The organism is Leptospira limi (assembly GCF_026151395.1).
GTDB classification, from domain to species: domain Bacteria; phylum Spirochaetota; class Leptospiria; order Leptospirales; family Leptospiraceae; genus Leptospira_A; species Leptospira_A limi.
Map to the genome: position 1 here is coordinate 1,918,997 of NZ_JAMQPV010000001.1, position 14,558 is coordinate 1,933,554.

Consider the following 14,558-nt stretch of genomic DNA (forward strand, 5'->3'; position numbering starts at 1 on the left):
GAATCATCGTTTTTTCCTCGACTTATTTACGAAATTCGACAGTTTAGTCTAAGGAGCAAATACATGAAAAAAATTTCGTCTATGCTAATCATTGCTTTATTGGCTGTATTTATGATCAACTGTGCCTCTGAAGAAGTGAAACAACCGACTCAGCCAGTGGTAGAAGAACCAAAACCTTCTAAAAAGCCAAAATTGGATGACTCATTCAAAACAAGAGCAAGAGACATCAAGTAATTGATGCATTGTGTTCGGAAGCCACTCAAGGAGACTTGGGTGGCTTTTTTTTTACCATTTTGCTAAAAACTTCTACATAAAAACCAGATTTTTACAATATTTGTTCGCTAATGCTAAAAAAACAAGCATGATGCAGTAAACTTCACTACATTGCTCACTGGTACCGTTCTTGCAACAGGAATGTATGTACCCCTCTATGCAAATAGAAAGTGAAAGTCATAAACTGGTTCGCGAGTGGAAAGAGTGGCTTGCCAGTGGAGAACTCACACCCGTTTTCCAACCTATCTTATCCTCAGAATCCACTGGAATTTATGGTTATGAACTGCTCGGCCGATTGTCCACTGACCAAGGTTTATTCAGTTTAGGTGATTTTTTTCTCACTCATACCTTAGGTTATGATGAATTGTTTTTTTTGAAAAAACAGGTGGATGAAGAAATTCGATTTTCTGCCTTACAGAAATTTGCAAAAGAAGCACCTCCCGAAACCAAACTTTTTTTGAATATCTCGCCGAACATTTTGTACCATGCTCTCCTCAATTTGGAAACAACCTTACCTCAGACCATTCGGATGGTGAGAGAAGTGGAACTTGATCCTTCTAGGATCGTGATTGAAATTACCGAAGAACGTTTTCCACATAATTTGGAACTTTTAAAACCTGTTCTCAATTTATACAGAAACGAAGGATTTTCCATCGCCGTAGATGATGCTGGTTCGGAGGCAAGTAACTTAGATAGAATCGGTTTATTTCACCCTGAGATCATCAAAGTAGATTTACAGATGTTACGTAGGTCTACTTTTTCCAGAAATTTTAAAGAGATCTTACTCAACTTATCAAAATTAGGTGAGTCACTTGGCAGTAGTTTGTTATTCGAAGGGATAGAATCGGAAGATGAATTATACAACGCTTTGAATTACGGAGCCAGGTACATCCAAGGGTATTACTTTGCAAAACCCGAGATGAATTTTTCTGGCCGATTTGAATACAGATCGGAAATGCAATCTTCTTTGGAATACTTCCATTCACGAAAACAAAAAGAGATGAACCACCAAATTGAATGGGAAACCATTTGGAAAAATAAACTTTCTGAAATTGTAATGGGGTTTGGGGAAGAAGATGGGATTTGGGAATGGAAAGAGAATTTTTCCACATCTGTTTTTGGAGATGGGGACTTTTTTCGGATGTACATTACCAACCATATGGGGTTCCAAGTATCACCCAATTATGCGAGGTCAGAAACCGGTGAAATGAAACCTGATTATTCCATCTTGGGAAAAAACTGGTCGTTTCGACCTTATTTTTTTGAGCACTTACATAAATCCAAAACAAGTCGAGATGCGTGGACTCTCTCTCAAATGTACCATGATATTTCCGAAAGGATGATGTTACGGACATTTGCTAGAAACTTGTCCGAAAATTTGATATTATTTATCGATGTGATCGTGTCTCGAAGCTGAAAGTTTTTGCCGAACCAATCGGAACGTGAAAACTGGTTAGAGATATGGCAAAAATCCAGTTTTTGCAGTTACCCGTTCCTCCGCCGAGTTATTTTGCGGCCACAGGGAATGTTCCCCTAGCAGCTGCTAGTTTGGCAAGTTGCCTTGAATCCAAAGAAGATCCGATCCAAGGGATTGTCCCTTCCGTTATTTCTCCTGAAGACACCGACTCTTTAGGGGATAAAGACTTAATTGACCGAATCTGCAAGGAAGGCCCTGATTTTTTGGGACTCTCTTTGTATTTATGGAACACGGAACGAAGCCTTTTTATAGCCAAAGAAGTTAAAAAGAGAAATCCGGAGATCCAAATCCTAATCGGTGGACCTGAAGTAAACGAAGACAACCCCTATGTACTTGGTGAGGATGGGTATGATATTGCTGTTTCAGGAGAAGCAGAACATAATTTTCGCAGTTTAATGAAAGCTTTGTTAAACAAAGAATCGTTAGAGAATGTAGAAAATGTTGCCTATCGAAAAAAAGATGGTTTTTTAAGTTCATTTGGAATTCCATCACCAGCTAACTTTCCATTAACGGATTTCCCATCTCCCTATACAACCGGTCATTTACTTGTGAATCCAAAACGGTCCACTTACTTAGAAACAGTGAGAGGTTGTAAGTCACAATGTACGTATTGTTTTTATCCAAAATCATCCCAAAACCTTCGTACATTGGATATCAAAGAAACGATCCAATTGATATCCAACTTGAAAGAGAAGGGTGCAAGGGAACTTGTATTTTTAGATCCAACATTCAATCATAGACCTGGTTTTGATTCATTTTTAGATGCGATTGCAGAAGTGAATTCTGATGGCCAAATGACCATGTTTGCAGAGCTTCGATCGGAGGGAGTCACTCCGAAACTTGCCACCAAACTAAGAAAAGCTGGGTTCAATCGAATTGAACTTGGTTTACAATCTGTAAATGAAGAAACACTAAAACGAGTAAAACGTTACGGTAGCCCTCATAAAGTTGCAGAAGTTGCCAAAATGTTGGCAGGGGAAGGGATTGACCTCTTACTTGATTTGATCATTGGTCTTCCTGGTGACACTCCCGACGATGTCGAAAGAGGGATTCACTTTTTCTTGGAACATGGGTTAGGTGAATGGGTGCAGGCCTTTCCACTTTCCGTTTTGCCAGGCACAAGTATGCGTAAAGATGCAATTAGAGAAGGTCTTGTTTATATGCCTACACCTCCTTACCGAATCATCCAAACACCTACATTTAGCCCTGAGGCACTACGTGATTCTGTGTATTTTGCTGAAGATTTATTGGAACGAAGGTTAGATGAATTTCCGAGGCCATTTTTGTGTGATGTGGCACCTAACAAAAAGGATCGATTTGATTGGTATCCGAAAGATAAAAAACAAACAGAGTTTGATTTTTTAGAAACGATAGAACGTGGATCAAGGCACCAAAGTCTTTGGTTCCATACCGATTCCCTTTCGAAAGATCGAATGGAAATTCTGTCGGTCATCGAAAGAAAAATTGAAGCAGAACCATTTTGCACCATCGATTTTGTGATCCCACTGTTGGATGTTCCAAAACCAAATGAAATCTTGGCTTTAGAGAACTTACTCCATTCCAAACGTAATTCTTATTTGGCAAAAACCTTAGAATACCGAGGTGAAAATTTACAACACCGATTGGTTTTTGTGATTCCACACGGAAAAGAATCACTCAGAAATTGGAGGGATTCATTCACAGGGGAAGAATCTTTTTTGGTGTATGAAACCATTGTTCCAGAAACCATTTCCAAAATAGATCCTGATGATTCGTTTTTTTATTTGGTCAGTGGTGATACCATCTCAACAAAAGATTGGGAATTGTTAAAAGAAATGGATCCAGAGACAATCACATTCACAAGTAGAAAGTGGGAAGAAAGATGGTCTATGGAAGTTTTAGGATATGGCGAATTATAAACTTCTTATAACAGACAACCTTTGGTGGTTAGTTTTTTTGGAGTTGTTTTCGGAAAAATTCTACGTTTTCTAAGAATCGTTTTTTTTCACCTGCTCTTGAGGAATGCCCTGCGATCGCAAGTCCAACTGTTAGGTGGCCTTCCTCATTTTTCGTAATCGTTTTGATCTGGCCGAAAGCAGTGAGAGGGGATTGCATTCTAAAGAAAATATCAAACTGAAATCCTGTGAGTTTGGGAAGGCTTTGGATGAGATCAGGGTGGTCTACAATCACCTTTAATCCACCTTCTGAAATATCAATCACTGGGAACTTACCATCCGATTTGATCATATTGGAATGACGAATTCGATCCACCATTTCAAAACATAAAGTTTTCATCTCCATTGCTTTTAAGAGATCAAAGTTTTCAGTTTTACTTTGCATGTGGATGTATCCAATGGGAATGGATTCTTCCTCATCGTTTAAATACAAAATAGGTAGGATGAGTTCCGATTTGATTTTTAAATTACGACGATTGTTAATTTCTTTATTGATATCTTCTTCAATTTCGTCAGCAAAAACGATAAAATCTTCGTTAGGTGAAGTTTCATAACATTCCCGATTGTTGACGTCCTCGAGAAGGAATCCTTTTTTTGTTTTTTTGATCAGGCGAATGACCTCATCATCCTCACGAGAATTAAAAGTCGAAATTTTGATGAAATCCACTGTATTTTTCAGTTTGGTTTCATAGTCTTGGAAGTTCACTTTCACTGCCGTAGGAACATGAAACATATCAGTTTCAATTTTTGCCTTACTGGAGACCACATTTGTAATCCATGCTGATCCAGGAGGAACAGGGATCCTCGAACTTTCTCTGTCCTTTTTGGCAATGGCAATTTTATTCAAATGTAAGATGTATTGCGAGTCACCTTTATCTTGTTCCACAGTACATTCTAAATGCAGGTAACGGCCAAGGATTTTGTAGAGAGTGATTTTTTGGCCCACGGAAAGGGTGATCGTTGGCCGCACACCCACGAGAACTTTGTTCCCATCTTGAGATACTTTTTTGAGGTAACAAATTTCTCCCGAATGAATATCGTCTTTCAGGTTTAATTCCTGATTTAATAGAAATTTGGTCAAAACATGCAGTTTTTTTTCCGTGTCGGAAAAAACATCCAAGGAACGTTTGTTTCTTTCTACTGTTTCCATAAAAGGTCGTGGTACTCACTATTATCGGTCAATTTTCTCCTGAAATTCTCTTGCACTTAGAGTTTTCTTACCTAAAGTAGAAAAAGGAAGGATAATTATGTCAAATCACCCCCTACCAGGATCTGAGCTTCTCGATGGAGTCAGTGGACAAGAGCTCTTCTCGGTCAACATGGGACTCACGTATCGAGATTTTTTAGTACTACCTGGATATATAGACTTCAATCCGAGCGATGTTGATCTCGAAACAAAACTTTCTAAAAATATTACACTCAAAAGACCTCTTATGAGTTCTCCTATGGACACTGTCACAGAGTCTGAAATGGCAATTGCACAGGCACTCATGGGTGGAATTGGAATCATTCATTATAATAATACAATTGAAGAACAAGTGGAGTTAGTGCGAAAGGTAAAACGATTTGAAAATGGTTTTATTAAAGATCCAATTTTACTCTCTCCTGAACACACACTTGCTGATTTAGATGCCGTAAAAGAAAAGTATGGATTCAGTGGGATCCCAATTACGGAAGATGGCACCGCAAGAACTAAGTTAGTTGGTATTGTTACCAACCGAGATGTTGATTTTGAAAGAGATCGTGACATCAAGTTAGGGAAGGTAATGACAACTGAGCTCATCACAGCAAATGTGGGAATCAGCTTACGGGAAGCAAATGACATCCTTCGTACAAGTAAAAAAGGAAAACTCCCAATTGTAGACAAACAAGGGAAACTAGTTGCTCTCATTTGTCGAAGTGACTTGAAAAAAAATAAAGAATTCCCTCAATCTTCAAAAGACGACCAAAAAAGATTAAGAGTGGGTGCTGCACTCTCCACCTTACCAGAGTCACGTGATAGGATGGCGGCTCTTGCAGAAGTGGGAGTGGACGCAATCATCATTGATTCTGCTCAAGGAAACTCAAGTTACCAAATGGAAATGATCCAATGGATTAAATCCAATTTCCCTCATACAGACGTGATTGGTGGAAACGTTGTCACAAAAGCACAAGCGGCAAACCTTATCGCGGCTGGCGCAGATGGTCTTCGGATTGGTATGGGACCTGGTTCTATTTGTATCACCCAAGACACTATGGCTGTGGGACGTGCACAAGCAACTGCAGTATTCAAAACAGCAGAGTATGCACAAGCTCATGGAGTTCCAGTGATCGCAGATGGTGGTATTTCTAACATCGGTGATATTGCCAATGCTCTCGCGATAGGTGCCTCTATGTGTATGATGGGTTCTATGTTTGCAGGAACAAAAGAAGCACCAGGTGAGTATTTTTATGAAAATGGCATTCGTCTAAAGAAATACAGAGGAATGGCAAGTTTAGAAGCGATGAACAAAGGTGGAGACAAACGGTATTTCTCTGAATCCCAAAAAATCAAAGTAGCACAAGGTGTTTCTGGTTATGTTGTGGATAAAGGATCTGTTTTGAATCTAATTCCTTACCTCGTACAAGGTCTCAGACAAAGTTTCCAAGATATGGGATACCGAAATATTCCTGACCTCCATAAAGCTTTACGCGGAGGACAACTTCGTTTTGAACGTAGGACAGAATCAGCCCAAGCACAAGGTAGTGTGCACGGATTGTATTCTTATACAAAACCTTCAATGAGAGCTGAATAAAGAAATCACATGCGAAAACTTTGGAATTTATTTTTTTTGATTTCTTTTGTATCTCTAGAGGCCCAAGCACCTGACACCAGTTTATCGGCCCAGGAATTACTTGCAAGGCTTGACCGGGAAATGGATTACGGGAAAGGCCTTGTGAAAGGAACCTATGTTCTCATTCGTAGGAACGGAACATCGGAAACATGGAGAATCAATCGATTTTTTAATGGAGAGGATGCTTTGCTTCTTTTTGACAGAAAAGGGCGAGGCCTCGAATCCAAATTGTTAACCAAGGACGAAGGAGAAAACGTATTTTTCTTCAATGTTCTCAGTGCCAAACTGTTTCGCAAAACTGACGACGAAAAATACGAATCCCTCATGGGGACTGGATTTTTTTATGTGGATCTTTCTGGTTATTCGTATCAGGCAAATTACAACCCACTTGTCAATGGTGATTTGGAAATCGGTGGAGAGATGTATTACAGAGTTTCTCTCAAACCAATTCTGCCATATTTCTACAAAAAACTGGTGTTACTCGTTGGCAAAAAGGATTTAAAACCTTACCGCGTTGACTTTCATGATCGTGATGGTATTTTATTCAAAACATTAAACTTAAAATATGGACCTGTCAAAATCAAAGAATCAACGGGAAAGGTGGAAGACATACAAAAAGCTTCTCGTTTGGAAATGTTAGATTTGAACACAGGTAGTATTACGGTTTGGGAAATCCAAGAAGTGGATAAAACTGTAAATCCAGATGCATCTCTCTTTAATGTAGATAACCTAAGTAGATAAACCTTGGAACCAGGGCTCATTCTATTTCGAATTCCGTTCCAAAAAAAAGACAAGATTCAATTAACGAAGGAAGAAGTGAATCACCTTCGTGCACTTCGTTTAGGAAATGAATCTACCATCATTCAAATTCGAGATGGAGAAGGTGGATTGTTTGATTACCTTCTCACTCCCCATTCGAAGGAACTGAAGTTCCAAAAAGAAACAATTGTTCCTCTTAAAGCCAATCGAAAAAAAATTGCCATCGCTTTACCAAAGGGGAATCGTTTGGATTTTTTCTTACAGAAGGTGACTGAGATTGGATTGAATGAAGTGGTATTTTTAGTATTTCGTCATTCCATACGCAAAGAATTTAATTTGGAAAGGGCAGAAAAGATTGTGAAGGAAGCAGCTGCTCAGTCCAAACAGACTGAAATCTTAAAACTTTCGATTGAAACGGCCAAAGATTGGATGGAAGCACATACAGAAAGTTTGGTGGTGTTTCATCCTTTTGGACAAAAACCGTTCGAAATGTCCAGTTTGTCAGGAAAAATTCCTGTCATTGGGCCAGAAGGTGGTTTCCATGAGGAAGAAGAAAATTGGATGGAAAGGAATCAGATTCCAAAACTGACTTTACCCGGTGGTGTGCTGAGAACGGAAACTTGCGGGATCGTTGCCGCAAGCTTTTTGGTCTATGGAACGTAAGACCAGTTTATTTGTTGGTTAATAGAAGTAAGGTCGCTGACAAACTACAGTTGGTAGAACAATTGCTGAAACAGGTAGAAGCAGTCGGATAATTATCACCTGTGATGTTTGGGTATTTTGCTACACAATCAGCATTACATGCAGAAAGGCTCCCCCCAGTGCAAGAAAGGATGAATGTGAATAAGTTTCTTTCCAATGTTTTATCTTGTCGTTTTTGGCAAGATGTAGAAAAGAACACGACAAATCCAAGTGTCACCAGTAAAAAAAAACGTTTCATATCGTATAGACTCCTCTTTGCTAGCATTTCGTCAATCGGTTCGTAAAAATCTTGACCCTTGTTTCTTTTCCTATGTTTTGGATGAGATCCCATTATGGCAGAAACTAGTAAAAAAGTCTTAGAGAAAAAAGGACAAGGTGAATATGAATTCACCGCTTATGGGGAATTTTTGTCCTATTTCCATGCCCATATAGATATTTTCAAACGCCTCTTAAAAGCCAAAAAGATGGATCCCACAAAAGTGGAAGAAGTCGCCAAACAAATCAAATCGTACATGACAGGGAACATCAAAAAAACGGATCAATTTTTTGAACACCTCCCCCAGTTTGCCACGTTGTTAGGTGTTTCCAAAGAAGAAGTATCTGCGTATCTCAATTCGAATTTTATAGAAGTCCTAACCAAAGTCCAAGAAAAACTAAAAACCCAAGAATTGGAAAAAATGAAAAATGCTCCAGTTCCCAGTTTTTCTTCCATTGCTGAAGAAATTGTAGAAGGATTACATTTTACTCATCCCTCTGATTATGTTTATGCACAAAAAGGGATATTGATGGTTTTAGAAAATCCTTTAACCGGTGAGATCATCGAACCTCAAGGCCTTATGGCAGCTTCTGCAAAAGCGGCATTATCGATTCCATCTGGTTCGGAATCTGAAAAAGAACCAGTTTCATTAACAGAAGCACTTGCCGTTGCCAATGCACCTCCCACTCCGATCGCAAAAAAACAAACATTGATTCCTGAAAAAGAAAAATCCATCTTACAGGAAATTACCGAAACCTTCAGTGACATATTAACGGGTGAAAGGTTAGAAGTAAAAATCGGACCAGAAGTAACAGACACTCCTCAATTAGAATCAAATACAAATGGCAATTCAGCCAAAACAAATGAAGAATATGAAATCGAAGATCTTGAGTTCGATGATTCTTCTGACTCTCTATCTGATAATACGAACGAAACAAGTTCCGAAGAACATGACGATTTTTCCAATGATTTAGGTATTGAATACGAGGAAGAGGCACCAACTCCTCCACCAGTGGACTTAAATTTGGTGCGATTGGGAAATTATTCTGTAAAAGAATTTATGGACTTGGTGCAAACCATCACCACCTACCAAACTAAAGGTGACCAAGTTGGTTACCAAAATTGGTTAAGAACTCTATCGGAGTTTGATAAAGCAGTTGTATCATTACGAACCCAAGTCCTGAAAGAACAAAAAAATGAAGCAGTTGATTGGAATACACTTTTCCAAATGATGAGCTCAAAATCAGAACTAAAACCGGATGTCCTAAAAGGGATCGTAAAAAAAATTAAAAATTTCCAGATCGTAAAACTTACGTTAGATAGGATGATTCAGGAATTCAAAAAGGGAAGTCCTGAGTTTATGCAGATCGTCAAAATGGCATGGCCTCATATCCAGAAATCGTTTTATGAAGTTCCCAACTACCAACAAGTGCAAACATTGTTACGAGGAATTTTGTCGCGAGTGAATGGTGATGTCCATAAAAAAGAATTTTCGAAGATCTTTACTATGGCTCTCAATTTTATCCAATCCAAATACCAGGTATAAGTGATGACTAGAGAGAAAGATTCTCTCTTTTTGTTACATTGGAAATGGAATCTTTGTATTTGTTGTATTTCTCTAACTATGCTTTTTGGATTTGAGAACACATACCTACATTCTCAAAACCAACCGAGTGTAATTGTTGATCCACTTCTCCAAAAACCATGGATCCCTGATGCAGAAGAGGAAGAGTCGAGAAGTTACCATCGTTTCTTAAGTGAATTTAAGAACAAACAATCCTCTGTGAAAAAAAAAGATCGATTTGGTAGGAATTACCTGGTGTCACCATCAGGCAAAATCAGGTTCCTCATTGATGATGAGTATTATAAAGAATTTCCACTCCAAGCAGAAGCAGACATAGCAGCAAAAGAATTAGAAGTTTTGTATGAAGTAAGAAAGGAAAAGGATGTAGTATTCCTGGGAAAGGGGATCCACCTTTGTTACCGATTAAAACAAGAAAAAGATTCGGGTTTTTTTCCTGAATGGTTGATTCGTTCGAACGAAATTACAAATCGAGCGGCCAATGAATGGTCAGACCAAACCATTCCATTAGATTTGGTGAGTGATCCTTATGGATGTTATGTGGATGAAGTTTCCTTACGAGATTATTTGTATCTGGAATCAGAATCGTTTCGTTATCGATTAAAAATCCCATCGACTTTACGATATGAAGGTTTGTACGGAAATCGACTTGGGATTTATGGCGAAAATCGAGATAGTATTTATAGGATCGTACGATTTGTTGAGTTTTTATCCAATTACCTTCCAGAAGGTCAAACCGAATGGGAAGAAGCTTTTCTTTTACAAGTCTCAGGTAAAAAAAAGAGAACATTGCCAAAAATCATTTTGTCAATAGGTTCTAGTTTTGATAAAGTAAGGCCTCTACGGAATAACAAAAATTACTTTGTGTTTTGGGACTCTCTTCGTTCCTTAAACAATAACCAAATGCGAAAACTGCAATTCAAACGTTTAGAAAAAGAAAATGTTTATCTGAGTGAATGGATTGAAGTAGATGATATCGGGAACCGAATCGAAATGGAAATGAAGGAATATTATGTATATAATGCTCCAAGAGGTTATTTTTTGTCTTTATCCTATCCAAAACGAGAGAAAAAGAAAGCAGATGAGTATTGGAATACGATTCGAAATAGTTTTGTTGTGAAAGATTAAAATCGATTAGGAATCAAAATGTTTGTTTCATTTGTTGAAAATAAATACCGGAAAAAACCTGAACCGAACGATGGGTCTCCTTCCTTATTCTTTCAACTTTGGTTAGGTTTGGGATTCATATTTGTATTTAGCATCGCATTATTACCGTTTGGTGTCTATTGGCCACTTTCTCATTCCATTTGGATCTTACTGATCTTCTTTTTACCTTTGGTTTTTTTAGGAATTCACTTTATCAAATCAAGTGGGTATAAAATCCTTTTTGCCGTTTTTTTGTCATTACTTGCAGGAGGGGATATTCTCTTGTTTTTAGGAGATGCCATTGGTTACAAGTTAGGCCTCACTTCCCAATTTGATGTTTTACCAGAAGAGTCTCATTTGGCAATGGGGAATCGTTATTTGTATTTGCGGGAATTTTATTTAGATGATACTGATTCAGGTTCGTTTCGTTCTCCCTTACTTGTGAGACGTAGATCAGGTAGTTTTGTTTATGGTCCCGTGATTACATTCCATTACAAAAGGATACGTGCTGTCTCTGGAAAAGAAACCAAGTTACCAATGTATGCTTTGTGTTATTCGAAAGAAAATGGAAACTGTTCTGTCTCAAGTCTATTTTCGGGAGGAGTTTTATTAAAAGAAACGATCTGGGAAACAAAAGAGACAAAGTTGAATCAAGATTCTATTTTTATCATTTGGAAAGATCGATTGGATTCTGAGTTTGAAACAAAAGGAATATTTTCGTTTTTATTTTTCATTTTACTCCATCTGATTTGGGGGATTGTGGTTTATTTTCCAAAGTATTTTCACTGAAATTTTGAATTTTCCTCTTGTTTGGAGCCATCTCATTTCCATTGCAAATAAACGACAATTGTAAAGTGAATGTAATCTGTTTGTAACAAAAGGCCTGCATACTATTGAATCAGTAGCAGATTGCCTCCTAGATGTGCTTTTTGTTACAAAAATGAATATGAATTGTTCCAGACTTAGTTCAGTCTATCGAAACCTGCTATTTGTTTTCCTCTTGGCAGGATTTTCTGGAAACCTTTTACTCGAGAATCAAAATCTTTACCCTCAAGAATTGGAAGAAACTTCCCAAGGAATGGTTTTCCAATCTTCGAGACAGTATCCGTCCAATCTTGACGAAAAGTTTTTATTCAATGAATTCGACACAAACGACCAGGAAGAAGAAGGTCATTCAGTTGTAGATTCAAACATTTGTATATTGAATTGTCCCAAGGCGATCGAATCAAATACCGAATGCCGAAGGATTCATTTTGAAAATCAGTACTATTTTCATAAATTAAGTTATTATCACGAATACAAAATCCCTCCGCCCTCTCTAATTTAATTACAATCTATTCAAAACAAAGCGGTAACTCAATTCATTGAGCTAACGAATATTAGATTCTATTTATTTTGGAGAATTAAATGTTTCATCTTTTTAAAAATGACTTTGTGGTTCGTTTCCCACAAAGGAAACTCATCATATTTTTTTTATTCAGTAGTATTTCTATCTTCCAACCAATTTTGTCTCAAAGTTCAACAGAGTTTTATGAAGACAAAGATACAGGGCAAATTTTTACAAAACCTGGCAACAATCGGGTTAAAATTGAAAAATTCCCGAGTGTTTTGGATGAACGCACTAACAAAACCAATCACAATGTAACAACATTACCGGATGCCTTTGCGCATCGCCCCGATGATGTAAGTAAAGAAAAACTTACGATTACAGGAAGGGTTCAGTTTCGTGGTGCGAGTGGGACCGCACAATCTCCTCTTTCCAATGGCCATAGAGATTTTAATGCCATTGATTATGCGTTTAGAAGGTTAAGGTTAGGTGCGATGTATGAGAATGATTGGTGGGGTGCAAGTATCCAACTACGTCTTGAAAATATGTTGAATCGAGTAGATATCTCTCAAACAACACAGACTGTAAATTATACAGATGCAAGTGGTAGGCCAGGGAGCGTAAATGTAGTCACCAACGAAAGATTAAAAGACAATAGAGGTTATATCCAGGAAGCAGTGATATATACAAAACTTCCGTATGCTGGTGGTAGAATCACATTAGGCCAAATCAATGTACCATTTAACAGAGAGTACATTGGCTCAAGTGCCAATCTTGTCTCTTTAGAACGAAGTATGGTGACAGCAGCACTCCCACAATTCGACAATGGTATTATGTTACAAGCAACTCCATTGAAGGAAATTAATCCGAAATACGAACGTTATCTACATCTATCATTTATGGTGGGAAATGGAAAAGGTGGCGGTGGTGATTATGGAACGGGAAGAAGGCAGGATCTTACGACTTCCAATCGTTACGGTTTTGTGAATATTTCTCCAACGTATTATGGTAGAGCAGTTTGGAATGTGTTTGGTAGTTTAAAACGAGAATCGGATGGCCGTGAAGTGAATTGGCAAGAGGGAGAGGAAATTTTCCAAAGGGATATGAAATTATCTTTAGGTTCAGCGTTCCAACAAACTCAAAACCTTGTCACACCTGCTGTATCGGCAATGGAATACAACGCGGGAACGACAAGTGGAATCTCATTTGTAACACCCCAAGGTGTGAATGGATACCCTTCCGCTGATGGCGGAAGTTCTACGCTTGGATACAATACACAAAATGGTGGCACAACTCCGGGACGAACCAAGATGGGACTCATTGCCCATACATATGATGCTACCTTTACATGGAGTGGTTTTTACTTCAATACTGCTTATACGAAAATGAGTGGGCCTGCATCAAATGGTCTCATCGGTTGGCATACAACTTTTGGATACAATATCCCAATTACTAACAAATTTTATCTAATGCCAATCTTCAAATATGACCAATTGATGGGTGACTTTAATCGGAATGGCAATCGTCATGATCCAAACGAAACCTTACGCATATATTGGATTGGATTAAATTTATTCGGTGATAAACATCATTATAAAGTACAACTTTATTATGAAATTCTAGCAAACAAACTTGATAGAGATGTGAATACGGGAAGTCCAATGCTCATTGATGACAGGAGGATTTACCTCCAAGTGCAAGCTAATTTTTGGACTGGCACTACATCTCCAGAATCATACGGATATCGATCAAATTAAAGGAATTAACATGAAAAAATTATACATCATATTTCTTATCGCATTTCAAACGTTTTGTGCACAGTCCAAAGCTCAAAACACAGATGGAATGACGGCCTTGTTATTGAATAATGCAACCAATGGAGCCTTATCCGATAAATACAATAATGGATCTCTGGTCCATATCAAAAGAGCCGATCTTGTGAACCTATCCTTTACTGGAGAATGTTATGATAGTTTCACTTTAGTTGGAATCATCGTGAGTCCGACTAACTACTATAATACACCACAAGGTGGGTCAGGAGGATTATTGAACACGGATTTAGAGAAGTGGAATCTTTCTCTATCCAATTGTAGTTCTCTTGGATTTTCTCCTCCCAATAATACAAATTTTGGTACGAGCTCACAAAGACCAAACTCCGATCAAACATTTACGTTTAAAATGTATAGCTGTGATCCTAACAATAATCCATGTTCAAACAATTCCATTAAGGCATCAGGGTTTTGAAATGATTGCGAGTGGTTCCTTTATGATTGTAGTCAATAGTCTGAC

The 14,558-nt window shown here is 38.0% G+C and carries 13 protein-coding genes; 11 read left to right on the forward strand and 2 right to left on the reverse strand.

Going from position 1 to position 14,558, the window contains the following annotated elements:
* The first annotated feature begins 63 nt into the window (after positions 1-63).
* The 3 genes from ND812_RS08810 (at position 64) to ND812_RS08820 (ending at position 3,648) form a co-directional block, all read left to right on the forward strand.
* Entirely contained in the window at positions 64-234 is a 171-nt protein-coding gene (locus ND812_RS08810) for a hypothetical protein (protein WP_165780331.1), read from the forward strand.
* 196 nt (positions 235-430) lie between these two features.
* The gene (locus tag ND812_RS08815; RefSeq protein WP_265375155.1) at positions 431-1,690 is read left to right on the forward strand and encodes an EAL domain-containing protein; all 1,260 of its coding nucleotides are present in this window, start codon (positions 431-433) and stop codon (positions 1,688-1,690) included.
* 44 nt (positions 1,691-1,734) lie between these two features.
* On the forward strand, positions 1,735-3,648 hold the full coding sequence (locus tag ND812_RS08820) for a B12-binding domain-containing radical SAM protein (protein WP_265375156.1): 1,914 nt from the start codon (positions 1,735-1,737) through the stop codon (positions 3,646-3,648).
* Positions 3,649-3,676: 28 nt separating this feature from the next.
* Here the strand turns inward: ND812_RS08820 and ND812_RS08825 are convergent, their stop codons facing one another.
* The gene (locus ND812_RS08825) at positions 3,677-4,834 is read right to left on the reverse strand and encodes a DUF1577 domain-containing protein (protein ID WP_265375157.1); all 1,158 of its coding nucleotides are present in this window, start codon (positions 4,832-4,834) and stop codon (positions 3,677-3,679) included.
* Positions 4,835-4,931: 97 nt separating this feature from the next.
* Between ND812_RS08825 and guaB the strand changes: the two genes are divergently transcribed.
* The 3 genes from guaB to ND812_RS08840 are packed head-to-tail and all read left to right on the forward strand — an operon-like array spanning position 4,932 to position 7,919.
* Positions 4,932-6,458 carry an IMP dehydrogenase gene (gene guaB, locus ND812_RS08830; RefSeq protein ID WP_265375158.1) on the forward strand — a complete coding sequence of 509 codons (1,527 nt, stop codon included), beginning with the start codon at positions 4,932-4,934 and terminating at the stop codon, positions 6,456-6,458.
* Positions 6,459-6,467: 9 nt separating this feature from the next.
* Positions 6,468-7,238 (forward strand): outer membrane lipoprotein-sorting protein, encoded by a 771-nt coding sequence (locus ND812_RS08835; protein ID WP_265375159.1) that lies wholly within the window; start codon positions 6,468-6,470, stop codon positions 7,236-7,238.
* Between the two features lie 3 nt (positions 7,239-7,241).
* On the forward strand, positions 7,242-7,919 hold the full coding sequence (locus ND812_RS08840; protein WP_265375160.1) for a 16S rRNA (uracil(1498)-N(3))-methyltransferase: 678 nt from the start codon (positions 7,242-7,244) through the stop codon (positions 7,917-7,919).
* Positions 7,920-7,926: 7 nt separating this feature from the next.
* Here the strand turns inward: ND812_RS08840 and ND812_RS08845 are convergent, their stop codons facing one another.
* Positions 7,927-8,196 carry a hypothetical protein gene (locus tag ND812_RS08845; protein ID WP_265375161.1) on the reverse strand — a complete coding sequence of 90 codons (270 nt, stop codon included), beginning with the start codon at positions 8,194-8,196 and terminating at the stop codon, positions 7,927-7,929.
* A gap of 94 nt (positions 8,197-8,290) precedes the next feature.
* Between ND812_RS08845 and ND812_RS08850 the strand changes: the two genes are divergently transcribed.
* From ND812_RS08850 to ND812_RS08870, 5 genes are all read left to right on the forward strand, one after another.
* Positions 8,291-9,760 (forward strand): hypothetical protein, encoded by a 1,470-nt coding sequence (locus tag ND812_RS08850; protein ID WP_265375162.1) that lies wholly within the window; start codon positions 8,291-8,293, stop codon positions 9,758-9,760.
* 3 nt (positions 9,761-9,763) lie between these two features.
* Complete coding sequence (locus tag ND812_RS08855) at positions 9,764-10,924, forward strand: LIC10775 family protein (RefSeq protein ID WP_265375163.1); 1,161 nt, start codon at positions 9,764-9,766, stop codon at positions 10,922-10,924.
* A gap of 18 nt (positions 10,925-10,942) precedes the next feature.
* Positions 10,943-11,731 carry a hypothetical protein gene (locus ND812_RS08860; protein ID WP_265375164.1) on the forward strand — a complete coding sequence of 263 codons (789 nt, stop codon included), beginning with the start codon at positions 10,943-10,945 and terminating at the stop codon, positions 11,729-11,731.
* 618 nt (positions 11,732-12,349) lie between these two features.
* Positions 12,350-14,026 (forward strand): hypothetical protein, encoded by a 1,677-nt coding sequence (locus ND812_RS08865; RefSeq protein WP_265375165.1) that lies wholly within the window; start codon positions 12,350-12,352, stop codon positions 14,024-14,026.
* A gap of 10 nt (positions 14,027-14,036) precedes the next feature.
* Positions 14,037-14,513: an LA_3150 family lipoprotein gene (locus ND812_RS08870; protein ID WP_265375166.1), complete on the forward strand. Its 477-nt coding sequence runs from the start codon at positions 14,037-14,039 to the stop codon at positions 14,511-14,513.
* Positions 14,514-14,558: the final 45 nt, after the last annotated feature.

Excerpts from the sequence above, each read along its gene's own strand:
- ND812_RS08810 (WP_165780331.1), top strand. The coding sequence starts at position 64 with ATGAAAAAAATTTCGTCTATGCTAATCATTGCTTTATTGGCTGTATTT.
- ND812_RS08815 (WP_265375155.1), top strand. The coding sequence starts at position 431 with ATGCAAATAGAAAGTGAAAGTCATAAACTGGTTCGCGAGTGGAAAGAG.
- ND812_RS08820 (WP_265375156.1), top strand. The coding sequence starts at position 1,735 with ATGGCAAAAATCCAGTTTTTGCAGTTACCCGTTCCTCCGCCGAGTTAT.
- ND812_RS08825 (WP_265375157.1), bottom strand. The coding sequence starts at position 4,834 with ATGGAAACAGTAGAAAGAAACAAACGTTCCTTGGATGTTTTTTCCGAC.
- guaB (WP_265375158.1), top strand. The coding sequence starts at position 4,932 with ATGTCAAATCACCCCCTACCAGGATCTGAGCTTCTCGATGGAGTCAGT.
- ND812_RS08835 (WP_265375159.1), top strand. The coding sequence starts at position 6,468 with ATGCGAAAACTTTGGAATTTATTTTTTTTGATTTCTTTTGTATCTCTA.
- ND812_RS08845 (WP_265375161.1), bottom strand. The coding sequence starts at position 8,196 with ATGAAACGTTTTTTTTTACTGGTGACACTTGGATTTGTCGTGTTCTTT.
- ND812_RS08850 (WP_265375162.1), top strand. The coding sequence starts at position 8,291 with ATGGCAGAAACTAGTAAAAAAGTCTTAGAGAAAAAAGGACAAGGTGAA.
- ND812_RS08855 (WP_265375163.1), top strand. The coding sequence starts at position 9,764 with ATGACTAGAGAGAAAGATTCTCTCTTTTTGTTACATTGGAAATGGAAT.
- ND812_RS08860 (WP_265375164.1), top strand. The coding sequence starts at position 10,943 with ATGTTTGTTTCATTTGTTGAAAATAAATACCGGAAAAAACCTGAACCG.
- ND812_RS08865 (WP_265375165.1), top strand. The coding sequence starts at position 12,350 with ATGTTTCATCTTTTTAAAAATGACTTTGTGGTTCGTTTCCCACAAAGG.
- ND812_RS08870 (WP_265375166.1), top strand. The coding sequence starts at position 14,037 with ATGAAAAAATTATACATCATATTTCTTATCGCATTTCAAACGTTTTGT.